This window comes from Streptomyces sp. (genome assembly GCF_035645055.1).
GTDB lineage: Bacteria > Actinomycetota > Actinomycetes > Streptomycetales > Streptomycetaceae > Streptomyces.
In genome coordinates this window covers 19,409-37,811 of sequence record NZ_DASQNH010000051.1, presented here as the reverse complement: position 1 = coordinate 37,811, position 18,403 = coordinate 19,409, and the positions used below count along the sequence as shown (strand labels likewise).

Below are 18,403 nucleotides of genomic sequence, written 5' to 3'. Positions count from 1 at the left end.
GCCTACTGCCCGGCGATCAGCAGGCGCGCGGCCATCGCTGCCGTACGGGGGCCCACCCCCAGCGCGAGCGCGGTGCGCAGATCGGCGCCGGTGTCCACGTCCTGCCGTACCGAATCCACCCCGCCGGGCCCCAGCTCCACCCCGCCGGGCCCCAGCTCCACCGCGCCGGACGCGCGGTGCCGGGCCCGGGAATCCGGGCCGAACGCGGGCCGCAATTCCCGGCCGGGCCGTGCGGTCAGCAGCGTCGTCCCGATTTCCGCTGCATCCGGGAGAAATGCGCGCGGGAATTCCGCCGCCGCGTCCAGGGTCCGGGCCAATTCCGCCGGCCGCAGCGCCGGGAGATCGGCGTTCAGAGCGGCCACGGCGCTTTCGGGGCGCTCAGCGCGTACCGCCGCCGCCGCGTGCTCCAGTGCGGCGTTGAGACCGCCGCCCGGCTCGTCGGGGACGATTCGGGCGCCCAGTGCCGCCAGCTCCCGGCCGGCCAGCGCGTCGTCCGTGACGACGGCCACATCCCGCACGGCCGCGCAGGCCAGCGCCGCGGTCACGGTGTCCTGGGCGAACGCCAGGGCGAGACCTGGGCGCAGGCCGTCGGCGGCGGTGTCCGCGAGCCTGCTCTTCGCCCGCGCCAAGGGCTTCACGGGTATCACCAAGGTCCACTGCACGAGTGTCGCGCCCCTCTCCGGTCGCGGACATTGTCCCCCGGGCCATCTGGCGGCCCGGTCCTCGGGGCGTACGGTGTTCTCGACAGACCGACGGCCTGGGGCGACACTTGTGCGCCCCTCGTGCCTGGTGGCAGCCCTAGAGGAAGGTGTCCGCGTGCCCCGCCGCAGAATCGGCTTCTGGTACCGCTTCGCCGCGGTGATCTGCAAACCACCGCTGGTGGTTCTGCTCAAGCGGGACTGGCGTGGAATGGAGCATATTCCGGCCGAGGGCGGATTTATCACCGTGGTGAACCACAATTCGCACGTCGACCCCTTTGCGTACGCGCATTTCCAGTACAACACCGGTCGTGTGCCGCGGTTCCTGGCGAAGAGCGGGCTTTTCAAGAAGGGATTCGTCGGCGCCGCGATGCGCGGCACCGGGCAGATCCCCGTCTACCGCGAGAGCACGGACGCGCTCAGCGCCTTCCGGGCCGCGATCGACGCCGTGGAGCGCGGCGAGTGCGTCGCCTTCTACCCCGAGGGCACCCTCACCCGCGACCCCGACGGCTGGCCCATGACCGGCAAGACCGGCGCCGCTCGGGTCGCGCTGCGCACCAAGTGCCCGGTGATCCCGGTCGCCCAGTGGGGCTGCAACGAACTGCTGCCCCCGTACGCCAAGAAGCCGCACCTGTTCCCGCGCAAGACCAGCCGGGTGCTCGCCGGCCCGCCCGTGGACCTCTCCCGGTTCTACGACAAGGACATGACCGCGGACGTCCTCAAGGAGGCGACCGAGGTCATCATGGCCGCGATCACCCGCCAGCTGGAGGAGATCCGCGGCGAGAAGGCGCCCGAGACGCCGTACGACCCGAAGCGCGAACGCATCGAACAGCGTCGGCGCACCCAGGCGCAGTCGCGGGCGCAGGCGCAGGCACAGGCGCAGGCACAGGCCCCGGCTCAGGCGCAGGGGAAGCAGGCAGAAGGGCAGGGCAAGTGAGCAATCCGGTCAAGGCGGCGGTCTTCGCCGCCGGTTCATGGGGCACGGCCTTCGGCATGGTGCTCGCCGACGCGGGCTGCGAGGTCACCCTGTGGGCGCGCCGCGAGGAGGTCGCCGACGCGATCAACTCGACCCGGACCAACCCCGACTACCTGCCCGGCTTCGAGCTCCCGGAGAACCTCCGGGCCACCACCGACCCCGCCGAGGCCGCCGCCGGGGCCGACTTCACGGTGCTGTCCGTCCCGTCGCAGACCCTGCGCGGCAATCTCGCCGCCTGGGTGCCGCTGCTGGCCCCGGACACCGTGCTGGTGTCCCTGATGAAGGGCATCGAACTCGGCACCGCCATGCGGATGAGCGAGGTCATCGACGACGTCGCCAAGGTCGGCCCGGACCGTATCGCCGTGGTCACCGGGCCCAACCTGGCCCGGGAGATCGCCGCGCGGATGCCGGCCGCCTCCGTGGTCGCCTGCACCGACGAGTCCGTCGCCCAGCGGCTCCAGGCCGCCTGCCACACGCCGTACTTCCGCCCGTACACCAACACCGACGTCGTCGGCTGCGAACTCGGCGGCGCGGTGAAGAACGTCATCGGGCTGGCCGTCGGCATCGCGGACGGCATGGGCCTCGGCGACAACGCCAAGGGCTCGCTGATCACCCGCGGTCTCGCGGAGACGACCCGCCTGGGCCTGGCGATGGGCGCCGACCCGCTGACCTTCTCCGGACTCGCCGGACTCGGCGACCTGGTGGCCACCTGCTCCTCGCCGCTCTCCCGCAACCACACCTTCGGCACCAACCTCGGCAAGGGCATGACCCTCCAGGAGACCATCGCGGTCACCAAGCAGACCGCCGAGGGCGTCAAGTCCTGCCAGTCGGTGCTGGATCTGGCCCGCCGGCACGGCGTCGACATGCCCCTCACCGAGACGGTCGTGGGCATCGTGCACGAGGGCAAGCCGCCGGTGGTCGCCCTCAAGGAGCTGATGTCGCGCAGCGCGAAGCCCGAGCGACGCTGAGCGAACCCGCGGGGCGGACGCTGCCCCGGGGTCCTGCCTACGGGTACTCTCATCGCGATATGAGCACCGAGAACCTCCCCCAGAGCCCTGAGCAGCCGCCTCGCAAGCCGCGCGTGGCCGTCGTGTTCGGCGGGCGCAGCTCCGAACACGGGATCTCCGTGGTCACCGCCGGCGCCGTCCTCAAGGCCATCGACCGGACGCGCTACGACGTCCTGCCGATCGGCATCACCCAGGACGGCCGGTGGGCGCTCACCGCCGACGAGCCGGAGCGGATGGCGATCACCGACCGCCGTACGCCCAGCGTCGACGAACTGGCCGAGTCCACCGAGGGCGGCGTGGTGCTCCCCGTCGACCCCGCCAGCCGCGAGGTCGTCTACAGCGAGCCCGGCTCGGTGCCCAAGGCCCTCGGCGAGGTCGACGTGGTCTTCCCGGTGCTGCACGGCCCGTACGGCGAGGACGGCACCCTCCAGGGCCTCCTGGAGCTGTCCGGGGTGCCGTACGTGGGCTCGGGTGTGCTCTCCTCGGCCGTCGGCCAGGACAAGGAGTACATGAAGCGGGTGTTCGAGTCGTTCGGGCTGAAGGTCGGCCCGTACCTGGTGATCCGTCCGCGCGAGTGGGAGCGCGACGAGACCGGTGCCCGGCGCCGGATCGCCGACTTCGCGGGCGAGCACGGCTGGCCGCTGTTCGTGAAGCCCGCGCGCGCGGGCTCCTCGATCGGCATCACCAAGGTGGAGGACTTCTCCGGCCTGGACGAGGCGATCGCCGAGGCCCGCCGTCACGACCCGAAGATCCTGGTCGAGGCCGCGCTGCGCGGCCGGGAGATCGAGTGCGGTGTCCTGGAGTTCGAGGACGGCCCGCGTGCCTCCGTGCCCGCCGAGATCCCGCCGCCGGACGCGCACGCGTACTACGACTTCGAGGCCAAGTACATCGACTCCACGCCCGGCGTCGTCCCGGCCCCGCTGACCGCCGAGGAGACCGCCGAGGTCCAGAGGCTCGCGGTGGCGGCCTTCGACGCCGCGTCCTGCGAGGGCCTGGTCCGCGCGGACTTCTTCCTCACCGAGGACGGCGAGTTCGTGATCAACGAGATCAACACGATGCCCGGCTTCACGCCGATCTCGATGTACCCGCAGATGTGGCAGGCGAGCGGGGTCGGCTACCCCGAGCTGGTGGACCGCCTGATCCAGGCGGCCCTCGACCGGTCCACCGGCCTTCGCTGACGCGGCTGAAGGAGCGCGGGGACTGCGCGACAAGCCACGCACGGCCCGCACCCGGCAACGGACCGATCCAGGTACGGCGTCTAGTCGGCGATGCCTCGGGGAATCGCCGACTTCACGGCCGGCGCCAAGTCGATCAGCACCCCCGAGCTGTCGACGTCCGCCGGCACGCCGACCTCGACATAGGCGCGCCGGTTCGCCGTGGTGAACCGGAATCCGCCGTCCGTCTTCTCCTGGAGCCAGTCGACCCCGTTCACCCCGCCCGGCACCGCGTCCGGGTCACGCCCCTCCGCGACCTCGGGGTCGACCATCTTCGGCGGCCGGGGCACCCCGCAGCGCAGTATGATCTCCGGGTTTCCCCAGCCCGCGGTCAGCGTGGACCGGGGCTCAGGGTCCTTGCGGCTCAGCCCGGCCACCTTCTCCGGCAGCGCTTCATCCAGCTTCCGGCACAGCTCGGTCACCGTCGCGTCCGGACTGGGAACCGCCACCGCCGCGCTGTCGTCTGCTGAGGAGCAGCCCGCGGTGGCGATCAGCAGGGCGAGCGCGGGCAGGCCGATGAGCCGGTGACGGAAAGAGTTCACCGGCACAGGGTAGACGGGGGCTACAAATGGACGACCGGGCAGGTCAGGGTGCGGGTGATGCCGTCCACCTGCTGGACCTTGGCGACCACCATGCGTCCCAGGTCGTCGACGGTGTCGGCCTCCGCGCGCACGATGACGTCGTACGGGCCCGTCACGTCCTCGGCCTGGATCACTCCAGGGATCTTGCTGATCGTCTCGGCGACGGTCGACGCTTTGCCGACCTCCGTCTGGATCAGGATGTACGCCTGTACCACGGAACCTCCAGGGCGGCCACGAGGATCATGTGGGGAAAAGGAACGCCACGGTATCGCGTCGTCGCTCGCCGCGGGGAGACCTGCGGAAACCCGGCTGTGCGCGCCGGGGTGGCGGCACGGCGGAGGTTGACGGTCACGAGGGTCGCGCCGGCGGCCGGGGAGGCCGCGCAGGGGGCCCGGAAGGCCGCGAGGGCGGGCGCCGTGACCGTATCGGGGACCGCGCCGACGGTCGCTTCGGCCGTATCGAGGACACTGTTGACGCGCGACCGGGCATGCACGAGGACAGAAGGGGCGTAAGGGCAATGAAGGGCACTGTTGGTGAGCTCGGGGAGTTCGGGCTCATCAGGGAGCTCACCTCCCGTCTCACCACCACCCCGGCGGTGCGGGTCGGCCCCGGCGACGACGCCGCGGTGGTCGCCGCTCCCGACCGGAGGGTCGTGGCCAGCACCGACATCCTCGTGGAGGGGCGGCACTTCCGCCGCGACTGGTCCACGGCGTACGACGTCGGCCGCAAGGCCGCCGCACAGAACCTCGCGGACATCGCCGCCATGGGCGCCGTGCCGACCGCGCTGCTGCTCGGCCTGGTCGTGCCCGCCGAACTGCCGGTGACCTGGCCCAGCGAGCTGATGGACGGCCTGCGCGACGAATGCCAGGTCGCGGGCGCCGCCGTGGTCGGCGGGGACGTCGTACGCGGCGACACCATCACCGTGTCGATCACCGCGCTCGGCGATCTGCGCAACCAGGAGCCCGTGACGCGGGGCGGGGCCCAGCCCGGCGACCTGGTCGCGGTGACCGGCTGGCTCGGCTGGTCCGCCGCCGGGTACGCGGTGCTCTCCCGCGGCTTCCGCTCGCCGCGCGCCTTCGTCGAGGCGCACCGGCGCCCCGAACCGCCCTACCACGCGGGGCCCGCCGCGGCCGGGCTGGGCGCCACCGCGATGTGCGACGTCAGCGACGGCCTGATCGCCGACCTGGGGCACATCGCCGAGGCCAGCAAGGTGCGCATCGACATCCGCTCCGGGGCGATCGACATCCCCTCCCAGATGAACGACATCGGGCAGGCCGTCGGCGTGGACCCGCTCCAGTGGGTGCTGACCGGGGGCGAGGACCACGCGATCGTGGCGACGTTCCCGCCGGACGTGAAGCTGCCCGCCCGCTGGAAGGTCATCGGCGAGGTGCTGAACCCCTCCGCGCTGCCACAGGTGACGGTGGACGGGGCGCCCTGGACCAGCAAGGGCGGCTGGGACCACTTCGGGGACATGGAGTCATGACCGCGCCGCCGAGAGTGCTGACCGTGGCCGGCTCCGACTCCGGCGGCGGCGCCGGGATCCAGGCCGATCTGAAGACGATGCTCGCCCTCGGCGCGCACGGGATGAGCGTGATCACCGCCGTGACCGCGCAGAACTCGCTGGGCGTCCAGGGTGCTTGGGAACTGCCGGTGGAGGCGGTGCGGGCGCAGTACCGCAGCGTCGTCGACGACATCGGCGTCCAGGCGGTGAAGACCGGGATGCTCGCCTCGGCGGAACTCGTCGAGACGGTCGCCGAGCTGATCTCCGGGACCGACGCCCCCGCCGTGGTCGACCCGGTCGGCGTCTCCAAGCACGGGGACGCGCTGCTGGCGGCCTCCGCGCTGGAGTCCGTCCGCACCAAGCTGCTGCCGGTCGCCACCGTCGCCACCCCGAACCTCGACGAGGTCGCCCAGCTGACCGGCGTCCGGGTCGAATCCGAGGCGCAGCTGCGGCAGGCCGCGGCGGCCGTCCTGGCGTACGGCCCCCGCTGGGTGGTGATCAAGGGCGGCCACCTGGCCGGTGAGGCCGTCGATCTCCTCACCGACGGCTCCGAGGAGCACTGGCTGCGCGCACCCCGGCACGACAACCGCCACACTCACGGCACGGGCTGCACGCTCGCCTCGGCGATCGCCTCCCACCTCGCGCGGGGCCGCACCGTGCCGGAGGCGGTGCGGGCGGCCAAGGAGTACGTCACCGGGGCCATCGCGGCCGGTTTCGCGCTCGGCGGCGGCATCGGCCCGGTGCACCACGGCTGGGCCCTCTCGCGGGCTCAGGAGGGCGCGGGGCCGGAGGCGTAGATCACACGGGTGCCGCCCGGCCGGGCACAGCCCGGGCGGATCCGGACCTGGGGGTGCCCGGCCGGGTACAGCCCGGGCGAGTGGGGTCCGGGTACAGCAAAAAGCCGGTCCACCGAGGTGGACCGGCTTCTCACAGCGAACCGGCAGTGGCCGCGCGCTCAGCTGAGCGTCAGCGCGAGACCTTGCCGGCCTTGATGCACGAGGTGCAAGCGTTCACGCGCTTCGGCGTCCCGCCGACCACGGTACGCACACGCTGGATGTTCGGGTTCCAGCGGCGGGACGTACGGCGGTGCGAGTGCGAGATGTTGTTGCCGAAGCCCGGCCCCTTGCCGCAGACGTCGCAGTTGGCAGCCACGGGTCACTCCAAAGACTTCAGATGCACTTACGGTTGATCCCGGCATGCCGGGATCAAGATCACAGGCTCTACGAGCAATCTGAGATCTGAGTGGCGCTGCCAGGGGGAAAGCCCGATCAGATCGGGCAACCGGAGCAGCATACAACGGCTGCGCCCGTGGAACGAAACTACCATGGCTGCTCCGGGGCCCGCCCCGGGTCTCTTCCGTCCGCCACCGGCCCTGGGTCTACGCTGCGTCCAGTCCAGCAGCTCAAGGAGGCGCAGGTGGCGCAGGTGCCGCAGACATTCTTCGATGCTCTCGCGGTGCGCACCTGGTGCGGGCTCGCGCTCGCGGCCCTCGGACGGGCGCGCGAGGAGATCGACGCCATCAACGTGTATCCGGTGGCGGACGGCGACACCGGCACGAACCTGTATCTGACCGTCGAGTCGGCCGCCGCCGCCGTGGAGGCGGTGTTCGCGGGCCACGAGGCCGGAGCGGGCCCGCATGAGGCCGGAGCGGGGACGCACCAGGCCGGAGCGGGCACGACGGAGCGGCCGTCGCTCGCGGAGGCCGTGCGCGCGATGGCGCACGGGGCGCTGATCGGGGCGCGCGGCAACTCCGGGACGATCCTCGCCCAGCTGCTGCGCGGGATGTCCCAGGTGCTCGCCGCCGACGACACCGCCCCGCACACGGACGGACCCGGGCTGCGGCTCGCCCTGCGCCGGGCCGCCGACGCCGCCCGCCAGGCCGTGGCCCACCCCGTCGAGGGGACGGTGCTCACCGTCGCCTCGGCCGCCGCGGACGCCGCGGAAACGGTCGGGGCGGGGACGCGGGCGGCGGGGGGTGACTGCGGGGCCGTGGCGCGGGCCGCCTACGAAGGGGCGCGCGCCGCCCTCGCCGCGACGCCCGGACAGCTCGCCGTGCTGGAGCGCGCCGGGGTGGTCGACGCCGGGGGGCGGGGGCTCGTGGCGGTGCTCGGGGCGCTGGTGGAGACCTGCACGGGGGAGGCACCGCGCGATGTGGCGGCCTCACCGGCCCGAGGGCACGCGCGCGTGGAGGGCACTGCCGGGGACGAGGCACAGGCCTGCGCGGAAGGGGCCGCGGTCCCTGCGGGCGGCGGCCCCGCCTTCGAGGTGATCTATCTGCTGGAGGCCGACGACGTCGCCGTGGCGCGGCTGCGGCAGCGGCTGGACGCCCTCGGGGACTCCCTGGTGGTGGTCGGCGGCGACGGGCTGTGGAACGTCCATGTGCACGTGGACGACGCCGGTGCCGCCGTGGAGGCGGGCGTCGAGGCCGGCCGGCCGTACCGGATCCGGATCACCCACTTCGCCGCGGGCGACGTGCACACCGCGCGCGGGGAGCGCCCGCCCGCGGAACGGGTCCAGCGGGCGGTGGTGGCCGTCGTTCCCGGCGAGGGCCTGGCCGCGCTGTACGCCGACTCGGGCGCGACCACCGTGCTGGCGCGCCCCGGGGAGCCGCCCGCCAGCGGGGAGCTGCTGCACGCGGTACGCCGGGCCCACGCACGCGAAGTCGTCCTGCTGCCCAACGACGCCGAGCTGCGGCACACCGCGGCCGCTGCGGCCGAGCAGGCCCGCGCGGAGGGCATCCGCGTGGCCCTCATCCCCACCCGGTCCGCAGTGCAGGGCATCGCGGCCCTCGCGGTGCACGAGCCCGGGCGCCGCTTCGACGAGGACGTCGTCGCGATGACCTCGGCGGCGGGCGCCACCCGCTACGCGGAGGTCGCCGTCGCCGAGGAGCAGTCCTGGACCACGGCCGGCATCTGCCAGGCCGGCGACGTGCTCGGCCTCATCGACGGCGACGTGGCCCTGATCGGCACGGACGTCACCGCCACCGCCCGGACCGTCCTCGACCGCATGCTCGCGGCCGGCGGCGAGCTGGTCACCATCGTGCTCGCCGACGAGGTGCCCCAGACCGTCGCCGAGCACCTGGAGTCACGGGTACGGGAGGCCTACCTGGCCGTGGACACGGTGGTGTACCGGGGCGGGCGACAGGGGGCGCTGGTGCTGATCGGGGTGGAGTAGGGGGCGGGCGGACATCGCGGGGGGCGCGGCTCGCGGCGCGGGGGCGCGTCTTTCGAGGTGCCGCGGTCCGCGAGGTGCCGCGGTCCGTGCGGAGACGCGGTCCGTGCGGAGTGGGTCTTCCCGAGGTGCGGCCCGCGCGGGAGTGCGTCGTCCGCGGAGGCCGGCCGCGCGGGAGAGGGACTTCGCGGTTTGCGTGCCCCGCGCGAGAGCGCGCCCCGCGTGGGTCAGCGCTCCCCCTGTTCCCGCACCACCCGCAGCATCTGCTCCGCCTCCGCCCGCCGGGCCCGCGTCGTCTCGTCCCTCTCCCCGGCACCGGCGTACGCCGCCAGCACGCCACGCGCGTGCGCGGCGGCTTCGGCGGAACGGCCCAGGTCCGCCTCCAGCCAGCCGGCGGCGAGTTCGGCGCCGGTACGGCTGTGCAGCCCGTCCTCGCCGAGGGCGGCGAACACCGCGACCGCCTCGGTCATCTGGGCCAGGGCCGCCTCGAACACGGCCTGGATCGAGCCGTCCTCGGCGTCCTCGGCGCACGAGCGGGCCAGCAGGTCGCCGAACTGGCGATGAGTGTCGCCCAGTTCGGCGGCGAGCCGCTGCCGGGCCTCCTCGTCGGGTGCCGCGTCCAGCGCCGCAGCGCATTCCCGGAGGGCGTCCGCCATCAGCTCCCGCGCGCGGTCCGAGCCGTCCTGCGCGCGCAGCGCGAGCCACGCGCGGGCCCGCACCGAGCGGACGAGACCGTGGACGTTGCCGAGCGAGCGCCACAGGTCGCCCGCGCGCGTGTAGGCCTGGTCGGCCTCGGCCGGCATCCCCGCGTGGCCCAGGGATTCGGCGGCGAGGTGGGCGAGGGTCGCGTGGTCGTGCTGGTCCGGCCACTGCCGGGCGACCTCCGCCGCCTGGAGGCGCCGCTCCGCGGCCGCCTGGTGTTCCCCCAGCTCGCTCAGGCAGTCGGCGAGCCACCACTGCGCCTGCACCACCGCGCCGTCGCCGTGCGTCGCCTCGGTCAGATCGGCCAGCGCGGACTCCAGCACCTCCGCGGCCTCGGCCCACCGTCCCTGCCGCAGCAGGAACCCGCCCAGCACCTGCCGCGCCCAGGGGCCGAGGGTGCGGCCCTCACCCGCCTCGTCGGCCCAGTGCGCCGCCTCCAGGGCGTGCTCGGCGGCCTCCTCGGCCTGCCCCGCGCCGCCGAGAACCTCGGCGAGCTGGAGGTGCAGCTGCGCCCGCCCGACGGGCTCCAGCTCGGTTCCGCCGTGCGCCAGTGCCGCGCGCAGCGCCCGCGCCGCCTCGGCGCCGTCGCCGAGCCGGTGGGCCAGTACGGCGAGCCGGGCCTCGTACTCCACGGCGAACCACGGCAGCCCCGCGTCCACGTACTCCCCTGCGGCTCGCGCGAGCAGTGCCGCCGCCGTCCGCGCGTCGCCCGCCCGGACCGCCAGTTCCGCGAGCATCGCCCGCGCCTCGGCGGCCCGCGAGGCCAGCTGGACATCACCCCCGGAGTGCCCGTCCACCAGCGCCAGCACCTCCCGGACGGCGGTCTCGGCCGGGGCCAGGACGGGGTGCACCGCGCGGATGGCGCCCACCACGGAGAAGGGTCCCTCGGGGCCGGCCGTCCCGGAGCCGCCCGCGCGGGACGCGCCCTCTGCCGGGAAGGGGCCCTCGGCCCGCGCGGCTGCGAGAGGTTCCTGGCTCAGCGTGGTGCCGCCCTCACCCGCGAACGCTTCCTGGCTCCGCCCGGTGGAGCCCTCCGCCGCGAGCGGTTCCTCGGCCCGCGCGGCGGCGCCCTCGGCTGCGAGCGGTTCCAGGTTCTGCGCGGTGGAGCCCTCCACCGGGCACGGTTCCCCGGCCTGCGCGGCCGGGTCCGCGGCCACCCGAAGCTCGTCGGAGTCCGCGGTGGCACCCTCCGCGTCCGACGGCGCCAGGCCCCGCGCGGCAGCCCCCTCGGTCACCGGAGAGGGCCCTTCGCCCGCCGCACCGGGCCCGGCGAGGCCCAGCGCCTCCGCCTCGGTCCCCTCGGCCCCTTCGGCCCCCTCGCCCTCCTCGCCCTCCGCGACAGCCTCCGCGGCGCCCTCCTCGTCGCTGCACAGGGGTTCGTCCACCCCGTACACCCGCTGCATCAGGATCCGCGCCCGGGCCATCAGCACCGACGCGGTCTGGCGTATGCCCGTGCGCTCCTCGGCGAAGAGGGCGAGGACCCGGTCGTAGGGCTCGGCGACGGCGGCCTCGGCCTCGTCCACGGAGCCCGCGAGCGCGCGGACGTAGGCGGCACGCGCGCGTGCGGCCAGGGCCTCGCCGGGATCGCCCGCCTCGGCGTACAGCTCCGCGGCGTGCTCGAACAGGGTGGCGCCGTCCGGGCCGAGGCCCATCGCCTGGTGGTCCGCGAGTTCCGCGCGGGCGCGTGCGTCCAGGCCGGCACCTCCGGTCGCCTCGGCGGCGCGCCCGACCGCCGCCCACGCTTCGACGGCGTTCGGCTGGAGGGCGTCCGACAGACGCCGCGCCTCGGCCAGCAGGGCGTCCAGGCCGGGCCGCCCACCGGAGCCCGCGTCCTTCGCGCCGTCCGTGCCGTCGGTGCCGTCCGGGCCGTCCGGGCCGTTCGCGCCGGGGACGGCCAGGGGTGGTGCGACCGGCGCGGGCGCGGTGGCGTGCGCCGTGTGCGCCGAGCGCGGACTGCGCACGCCCAGTGGGAGCCGGTCCAGGAGCCCCGGCTGGTCCATGCGCCGCCGGACACACTCGGTGACGTACGCCGTGCCGTTGCGCTCGTCGAACCGCGCCGCCAGCGCCAGCGCCTCCACGCGCGCGTGCACCGCGAGTTCACGTGCCGTCCAGTCCCGCCCGGCCGGCCCCGGCACCTGCCGGGCGCCCAGCCCCAGCCCGGTCAGCCGGTCCATCAGCAGCGCCACCACGCTCAGGAACTCCATCCGGCTGCGCGGCTGCCCGCTGTCCGTGAAGTACGCCGGCCGCTCCGCCAGCAGCTCCAGCGCGCGTGCCTCGTTGCCCGTCAGCGCGCAGAACTCCACATGCTCGGCGTACGCGCTGCGCATGCTCTCCATGGACCGCACCAGCCGGAAACCCCGCAGATGGTGGGCGCGCGCCTCGTCCGGCCGGCCCAGCCGCACCAGCGGCAGCAGCGAGGAGGCGAGCACCGCGTGCGGCTCGTGGGCGCAGGAGAACTCACCCTCCAGCACGGGCCGCCAGACGCGCAGCGCCTCCTCGTCCCGGCCCCGCTCCGCCTGCCACCAGCCCTGCCCGTCCAGCTCGCAGGCGTGGCAGTCGGCCATGGAGTCCCGGGCGGCGGCCAGCCACGCCGCGTAGGCGCGCTCCGCGCGGGGCACGTCCCCGACGTGCGCGGCCACATGGAACTCGGCACTGCGCACCGCCCGCTCGGAGTGCCCGGCCAGCCGGTAGCGCCGCTCCATCTCGCCGAGCCACTTCTCGATGGAGGCGAGCGGGATGTGCGGCTGGTCGAGCATGCCGGTCGTCATCCACTTGAAGACCCAGTGCAGGGAGTGGGCCTCCTGCTCGTCGAAGTCCTCGGGGCGCTCGTCCCACATGCGCAGCAGCCGCGCGAACGGGACGAACATCTTGGCCTTCTCGGAGCTGTAGTTGTAGACCGTGAGCTGGTGCCCCAGCGCCTCGATCACGGCGAGCGGGATCTCCAGCCGCTCCGCCGCGGCCAGCAGCTGCTCCGCGCGCGCGTTGCGGGCCGGGCCCTCGGGCCGCGCCGCGTTCTCCGCCAGCGCGTCGCGCAGGGAGTCGAAGTCCGTGATCTCGCTCATCAGTGCTCGTCCTCGCGGTGAGTGGCCCATTCCAGAAGACCGAGGAACGCCCGGTTCAGCAGCGCCGAGTCGGCGGGCCGCAGCGGGCGCCGCGCCATCAGCAGGGCCTGGCCGTACAGGGACTCCGTGGCCGTGCCGATCAGCTCCCGCTCGGGCAGCGAACCGATCCGCCGGACCAGCGGGTTGAGGTGGTTCAGCACCAGCCGCGCGCGCGGGGCGCCGCCGCGCAGGGAGCCGAGGATGCCCGCCCACAGCTCGTCGGCCTGCTCCTCGGCCTCCGCGCGGGCCTGCTCGTGCCGCGCGGCGCGGTCGTCCAGATGCAGGGCGGGCACCGACAGCGGGTGGAAGGCGCGCAGCACGACATCACAGCCCAGCGGGTCGAGCGTGGCCCGCGCGGTGGCCAGGAAGTCGGCGAGGGCGAGTTCCGCACCCGGCTCGACCGGGTCCAGGTGCGCGGTCACCGTGTCCGCGTCCAGCTCGGCGACCGCGGTCCCCGGACGGACCGAGGGCAGCGCCTCGACCAGGTCGCTGTCGTAGGTGTAGCCGCCGTTGACGACCCCGATGCCCTGCGCGGAGGCGATCGCGGCGACCTGCCGGAACTCCTCGACGGTCCGCGTGAAGTGCACCACCGGGTGCCGCTGCGCGAACTCCTCCAGGGACAGCTGCCCGTCGGTCGTCTCGAACGGCAGCCACGGCAGCATCGTCCGCAGCATCTCCCGGTCGTGCCGCGCGAGGGACTTCACGCCCAGGTGGTGCACGGTGAGGAAGGCCGTCAGCCGCTGCGGATCGCCGGCCGCGAGCCCGGTCAGCCAGGACCGGATCCGCTCGCCCAGCGCCTCCCGTACGGTGGCCAGCGTCTCGTCCTCGTACAGCGCTTCCCGCGAGGCGGTGGGCCGCAGGCTGTCGGTGTCGAGGACGCAGCGCACGAAGAACGCCCAGTCGGGCAGCAGCTGCTCGGCACGCTCGGTCAGCAGCATGCCCTTCAGATGCACCCGGTGCCGGGCCCGCTGGGCCGGGCTGACCGCGGAGGGCAGGACGTACGCCACCCCGCGTATGCCCGCGAGCGGCACGTCGAGGTCGATCGAGTCCAGCGGGGTGAACCCGAACTGCTCGTGGCAGTGCCGCGCGAGCGCCACCCGGCGGGCCGCGGGGGAGGGGTACGGCCGGTCCCAGGGCGCGGGCAGGTCGGTGACCGCCTCCTCGCCCACCCGTACGTCGTACGGCAGCAGTGCGCCGAAGTCCCGCGCCAGCGCCACGACCCGCTCCCGCGACAGCCACTCCCCGGCACCGGCCCGCGCCACCAGATGCACGGTGGTGCCGGGCTCGGGCCGGGCCTCGCCGGACAGGGTCCGGACGGTGTACGACCCGTCGTCCGACGCCGTCCACTCCACGGGCCGGGCGTCCGGCGTACGGGCGCTGCGACTGACGACCCGGATCCGCTCGGCGACCACGAAGCACGCCAGCAGTCCGATGCCGAACTGCCCGAGGAAGTCGGCCCGCGCCTCCTGGAGGCCGTCGGCCCGCTTGGAGCTGCGGCCGATGGTCGCCAGCAGGCTGTGCACGTCGGACTCGGTGAGCCCGACGCCGGAGTCCTCCACGCGCAGGGTGCCGCCCTGCGCGTACAGCCGTACCCGGGCCGGGGCGTCGGGCTGCTCGGCGCGCCGGGCGGTGATGGCGTCGACCGCGTTCTGCAGCAGTTCCCGCAGGTAGACCTTGGGACTGGAGTAGAGGTGATGGGAGAGCAGGTCCACCAGACCACGCAGGTCGACCTGGAACATGTGAGGCGAGGAAGACGCCTGGGATGCCTGTGATGACTGTGAGGTCTGGGAGTCCATCGTCACGGCGCCGGTGGGGGAGGGACAACGGCGCGGGGTCGGGCGGCCCCGGTGTGGCGGTGACCGCGAAAGGATGGCCGGAGCGCGCCATCCTAGAGCCGGAGCGAACCGCCTGACCAGGGGTTTCGCGAGACGGATCCGGCATCGAAGGCCAGGTCGGCAGCGCATTGTCAGTGCGGTGGTGTGCAATGGATCTCGTGCCCGCACTGGACGAACCCCTGAAGAAGGTGCTCGGCCCCGCCACCGCGAAGGTGATGGCCGAGCATCTCGGCCTGCGCACCGTCGGTGACCTCCTGCACCACTACCCGCGCAGATACGAGGAACGGGGCCAGCTCACCCACCTCGCCGACCTCCCCATGGACGAGCACGTGACGGTGGTCGCCCGGGTCGCCGACGCCCGGCTGCACACCTTCGCCTCCACCCGGGCGCCCCGCGGCAAGGGCCAGCGACTGGAGGTGACCATCACCGACGGCAGCGGCCGGCTCCAGCTGGTCTTCTTCGGCAACGGCGTGCACAAGCCCCTCAAGGAACTCCTGCCGGGCACCCCCGCGATGTTCTCGGGCAAGGTCTCCGTCTTCAACCGCCGTCTCCAACTGGCGCACCCGGCGTACGAGCTGCTGCGCGGCGACAGCGAGGAGGCCGTGGAGACCTGGGCCGGCGCCCTGATCCCCATCTATCCGGCGACCGCCAAGCTGGAGTCCTGGAAGATCGGCAAGGCGGTCCAGACCGTGCTGCCCAGCGCCCGGGAGGCCGTCGACCCGCTGCCACCGGCCCTGCGCGAGGGCCGCGGCCTGCTCCCCCTCCCGGAAGCCCTGCTGAAGATCCACCGCCCGCACACCAAGGCGGACGTCGCCGCCGCCCGCGACCGCCTCAAGTGGGACGAGGCCTTCGTCCTCCAGGTCGCCCTGGCCCGTCGCCGCCACGCCGACGCCCAGCTCCCGGCCGTCCCCCGCAGACCCCGGCCGGACGGTCTCCTCGCCGCCTTCGACGACCGCCTCCCCTTCACCCTCACCGAGGGGCAGCGCAAGGTCTCCAGGGAGATCTTCGACGACCTGGCCACCGAGCACCCGATGCACCGGCTGCTCCAGGGCGAGGTGGGCAGCGGGAAGACGATGGTCGCGCTGCGCGCCATGCTCGCCGTCGTCGACGCCGGCGGGCAGGCCGCGATGCTCGCGCCCACCGAGGTGCTCGCCCAGCAGCACCACCGGTCGATCGTGGAGATGATGGGCGAGCTGGCCCAGGGCGGGATGCTCGGCGGCGCCGAGCACGCCACCAAGGTCGTGCTGCTCACCGGCTCCATGAGCGCCGCGGCCCGCCGGCAGGCCCTGCTCGACCTGGTCACCGGCGAGGCCGGGATCGTGATCGGCACGCACGCGCTGATCGAGGACAAGGTCCAGTTCCACGACCTGGGCCTGGTCGTGGTCGACGAACAGCACCGCTTCGGCGTCGAACAGCGTGACGCCCTGCGCGGCAAGGGCAAGCAGCCCCCGCACCTGCTCGTCATGACGGCCACGCCCATCCCGCGCACGGTGGCCATGACCGTCTTCGGCGACCTGGAGACGTCCGTCCTCGACCAGCTCCCGGCCGGCCGCTCCCCGATCGCCAGCCATGTCGTCCCCGCCGCCGACAAGCCCCACTTCCTCGCCCGCGCCTGGGAACGCGTCCGCGAGGAGGTGGCGAACGGCCATCAGGCGTACGTCGTCTGCCCCCGGATCGGCGACGAGGAGTCGGACCCGAAGAGCGCGACGAAGAAGCCGTCCCCCGAGGACGAGGCCGAGAAGCGCCCCCCGCTCGCCGTCCTGGACGTCGCCGACGAGCTGGCCGGAGGCCCCCTCCGGGGTCTGCGGGTCGAGGCGCTGCACGGCCGGATGCACCCGGACGACAAGGACGCGGTCATGCGCCGCTTCGCCGCGGGCGAGACGGACGTCCTGGTCGCCACCACGGTCATCGAGGTCGGCGTGAACGTGCCCAATGCCACCGCCATGGTGATCATGGACGCGGACCGCTTCGGCGTCTCCCAGCTGCACCAGCTGCGCGGCCGGGTCGGCCGTGGCTCGGCACCCGGCCTGTGCCTGCTCGTCACCGAGATGCCCGAGGCCAGCCCCGCCCGCCAGCGCCTCAACGCGGTCGCCGCCACCCTCGACGGCTTCGAGCTCTCCCGCGTCGACCTGGAACAGCGCCGCGAGGGCGACGTCCTCGGCCAGGCCCAGTCCGGCGCCCGCACCAGCCTCAAGGTGCTCGCCGTCATCGAGGACGAGGAGATCATCGCGGAGGCCAGGGACGAGGCGGCGAGGGTGGTCGCCGCCGACCCCGAGCTGACCTCCCTCCCGGGCCTTCGCACGGCCCTGGACGCCCTCCTGGACGAGGAGAGGGAGCAGTACCTGGAAAAGGGGTGAGGGGACCCACCTCCAGCGGCGCGAGGAACCGCGCGATCAGCCACAACGGACCCGCAGTCGCCCACGACGAAGAACCACCCCTCACCTCCGCCTGCCAAACTGAACCTAAACGCACCCACTTCCAAGGACCCAAGATGACCCGCGTGATCGCCGGCGCCGCCGGCGGACGCCGCCTGGCCGTCCCGCCGGGGACAGGCACCCGCCCCACCTCCGACCGCGCGCGCGAGGGCCTCTTCTCCACCTGGCAGTCCCTGCTCGGCGGCCCCCTGGACGGCGAGCGGGTCCTCGACCTGTACGCCGGGTCGGGCGCCGTCGGCCTGGAGGCCCTGTCGCGCGGCGCGAGCCACACCCTGCTGGTCGAGGCCGACGCCCGAGCCGTCCGTGTCGTCCGGGAGAACGTCCGGAACCTGGGCCTGCCCGGCGCCGAGGTCAGAGCGGGCAAAGCGGAACAGATCATCCGTGCGGCCCCGCCCGAGCGGCCGTACGACATCGTCTTCCTGGACCCGCCGTACCGAGTCACAGATCACGATCTTCGCGAGATTCTGCTCACACTCCGCTCGGAGGGGTGGCTCGCGCGGGACGCCCTCGTCACCGTGGAGCGCAGCACCAGAGGCGGAGAATTCCGGTGGCCGGACGGCTTCGAGCCGCTGAGGGCCCGTCGCTACGGAGAGGGAACGTTTTGGTACGGTCGCGCCGCCTCTACGTGCGAAGACGCACCATGACCGGACCGGAGAGCGAGGGATCTCAAGTGCGCCGCGCCGTCTGTCCCGGGTCGTTCGACCCGATCACCAACGGACACCTCGACATCATTGCCCGCGCCTCCCGTCTCTACGACGAGGTCTATGTCGCGGTCATGATCAACAAGTCCAAGAAGGGCCTGTTCGAGGTCGACCAGCGGATCGATCTGATCCGCCAGGTCACCTCCGAGTACGCCAACGTCCGCGTCGAGGCCTTCCACGGCCTCCTCGTCGACTTCTGCAAGCAGCGCGACATCCCCGCCATCGTCAAGGGCCTGCGTGCCGTCAGCGACTTCGACTACGAGCTGCAGATGGCCCAGATGAACAACGGCCTGACGGGCGTCGAGACCCTCTTCGTGCCCACCAACCCCACCTACAGTTTCCTGTCGTCCTCCCTGGTCAAGGAGGTGGCGGCCTGGGGCGGAGACGTCTCCCACCTGGTGCCGCCGGTGGTCCTCGACGCCCTCACCGGGCGGCTGCGCCAGGACTGACCCGCTGACGGGGCGTCACCCGGTGTCCACCG

General features: G+C 73.7%; 15 protein-coding genes. 9 read left to right on the top strand and 6 right to left on the bottom strand.

Annotated elements, in window-relative coordinates; translation table 11 throughout:
* Window positions 1-2: 2 nt before the first annotated feature.
* The gene (gene cofC / locus VE614_RS17290; RefSeq protein ID WP_324937448.1) at window positions 3-662 is read right to left on the bottom strand and encodes a 2-phospho-L-lactate guanylyltransferase; all 660 of its coding nucleotides are present in this window, start codon (window positions 660-662) and stop codon (window positions 3-5) included.
* Between the two features lie 154 nt (window positions 663-816).
* Between cofC and VE614_RS17285 the strand changes: the two genes are divergently transcribed.
* From VE614_RS17285 to VE614_RS17275, 3 genes are read left to right on the top strand one after another with little or no spacing between them, the layout of a single operon-like run.
* Window positions 817-1,635: a lysophospholipid acyltransferase family protein gene (locus tag VE614_RS17285; RefSeq protein WP_324937446.1), complete on the top strand. Its 819-nt coding sequence runs from the start codon at window positions 817-819 to the stop codon at window positions 1,633-1,635.
* A complete protein-coding gene (locus VE614_RS17280; protein WP_324937444.1) occupies window positions 1,632-2,642 on the top strand; it encodes an NAD(P)H-dependent glycerol-3-phosphate dehydrogenase in 1,011 nt (336 codons plus the stop codon). Before VE614_RS17285 ends, VE614_RS17280 begins: the two co-directional genes overlap by 4 nt.
* A 59-nt stretch (window positions 2,643-2,701) precedes the next feature.
* Complete coding sequence (locus VE614_RS17275) at window positions 2,702-3,859, top strand: D-alanine--D-alanine ligase family protein (protein ID WP_324937442.1); 1,158 nt, start codon at window positions 2,702-2,704, stop codon at window positions 3,857-3,859.
* 80 nt (window positions 3,860-3,939) lie between these two features.
* On the opposite strand, the gene VE614_RS17270 is transcribed toward VE614_RS17275, so the two are convergent.
* Entirely contained in the window at window positions 3,940-4,437 is a 498-nt protein-coding gene (locus VE614_RS17270; protein ID WP_324937440.1) for a DUF3515 domain-containing protein, read from the bottom strand.
* A 20-nt stretch (window positions 4,438-4,457) separates the two neighbouring features.
* The gene (locus VE614_RS17265) at window positions 4,458-4,691 is read right to left on the bottom strand and encodes an Lrp/AsnC family transcriptional regulator (RefSeq protein WP_324937439.1); all 234 of its coding nucleotides are present in this window, start codon (window positions 4,689-4,691) and stop codon (window positions 4,458-4,460) included.
* A 302-nt stretch (window positions 4,692-4,993) separates the two neighbouring features.
* Here VE614_RS17265 and VE614_RS17260 point away from each other — a divergent pair, with 302 nt between their 5' ends.
* Together VE614_RS17260 and thiD are read left to right on the top strand one after the other, a co-directional pair.
* Window positions 4,994-5,959 carry a thiamine-phosphate kinase gene (locus VE614_RS17260; RefSeq protein WP_086171146.1) on the top strand — a complete coding sequence of 322 codons (966 nt, stop codon included), beginning with the start codon at window positions 4,994-4,996 and terminating at the stop codon, window positions 5,957-5,959.
* Window positions 5,956-6,774: a bifunctional hydroxymethylpyrimidine kinase/phosphomethylpyrimidine kinase gene (gene thiD, locus VE614_RS17255; RefSeq protein ID WP_324937436.1), complete on the top strand. Its 819-nt coding sequence runs from the start codon at window positions 5,956-5,958 to the stop codon at window positions 6,772-6,774. Before VE614_RS17260 ends, thiD begins: the two co-directional genes overlap by 4 nt.
* Window positions 6,775-6,943: 169 nt before the next feature.
* Here thiD and rpmB read toward each other — a convergent pair whose 3' ends face one another.
* The gene (gene rpmB / locus VE614_RS17250; RefSeq protein ID WP_003993230.1) at window positions 6,944-7,129 is read right to left on the bottom strand and encodes a 50S ribosomal protein L28; all 186 of its coding nucleotides are present in this window, start codon (window positions 7,127-7,129) and stop codon (window positions 6,944-6,946) included.
* Window positions 7,130-7,393: 264 nt separating this feature from the next.
* Between rpmB and VE614_RS17245 the strand changes: the two genes are divergently transcribed.
* Complete coding sequence (locus tag VE614_RS17245) at window positions 7,394-9,151, top strand: DAK2 domain-containing protein (RefSeq protein WP_324937434.1); 1,758 nt, start codon at window positions 7,394-7,396, stop codon at window positions 9,149-9,151.
* A gap of 224 nt (window positions 9,152-9,375) precedes the next feature.
* On the opposite strand, the gene VE614_RS17240 is transcribed toward VE614_RS17245, so the two are convergent.
* Both VE614_RS17240 and VE614_RS17235 read right to left on the bottom strand, forming a co-directional pair.
* Window positions 9,376-12,912 (bottom strand): tetratricopeptide repeat protein, encoded by a 3,537-nt coding sequence (locus tag VE614_RS17240; RefSeq protein ID WP_324937432.1) that lies wholly within the window; start codon window positions 12,910-12,912, stop codon window positions 9,376-9,378.
* Complete coding sequence (locus VE614_RS17235; protein ID WP_324937483.1) at window positions 12,912-14,747, bottom strand: HSP90 family protein; 1,836 nt, start codon at window positions 14,745-14,747, stop codon at window positions 12,912-12,914. Before VE614_RS17235 ends, VE614_RS17240 begins: the two co-directional genes overlap by 1 nt.
* A gap of 188 nt (window positions 14,748-14,935) precedes the next feature.
* On the opposite strand from VE614_RS17235, the gene recG reads away from it, so the two are divergent.
* Genes recG through coaD form a run of 3 tightly spaced genes read left to right on the top strand, consistent with a single transcriptional unit; the run spans window position 14,936 to window position 18,371 of the window.
* Window positions 14,936-17,143 (top strand): ATP-dependent DNA helicase RecG, encoded by a 2,208-nt coding sequence (gene recG, locus VE614_RS17230; protein ID WP_324937430.1) that lies wholly within the window; start codon window positions 14,936-14,938, stop codon window positions 17,141-17,143.
* The gene (rsmD, locus tag VE614_RS17225; RefSeq protein WP_324937428.1) at window positions 17,140-17,865 is read left to right on the top strand and encodes a 16S rRNA (guanine(966)-N(2))-methyltransferase RsmD; all 726 of its coding nucleotides are present in this window, start codon (window positions 17,140-17,142) and stop codon (window positions 17,863-17,865) included. Before recG ends, rsmD begins: the two co-directional genes overlap by 4 nt.
* A complete protein-coding gene (gene coaD / locus VE614_RS17220; RefSeq protein ID WP_324937426.1) occupies window positions 17,862-18,371 on the top strand; it encodes a pantetheine-phosphate adenylyltransferase in 510 nt (169 codons plus the stop codon). The genes rsmD and coaD overlap by 4 nt, the downstream gene beginning before the upstream one ends.
* Window positions 18,372-18,403 lie beyond the last annotated feature (32 nt).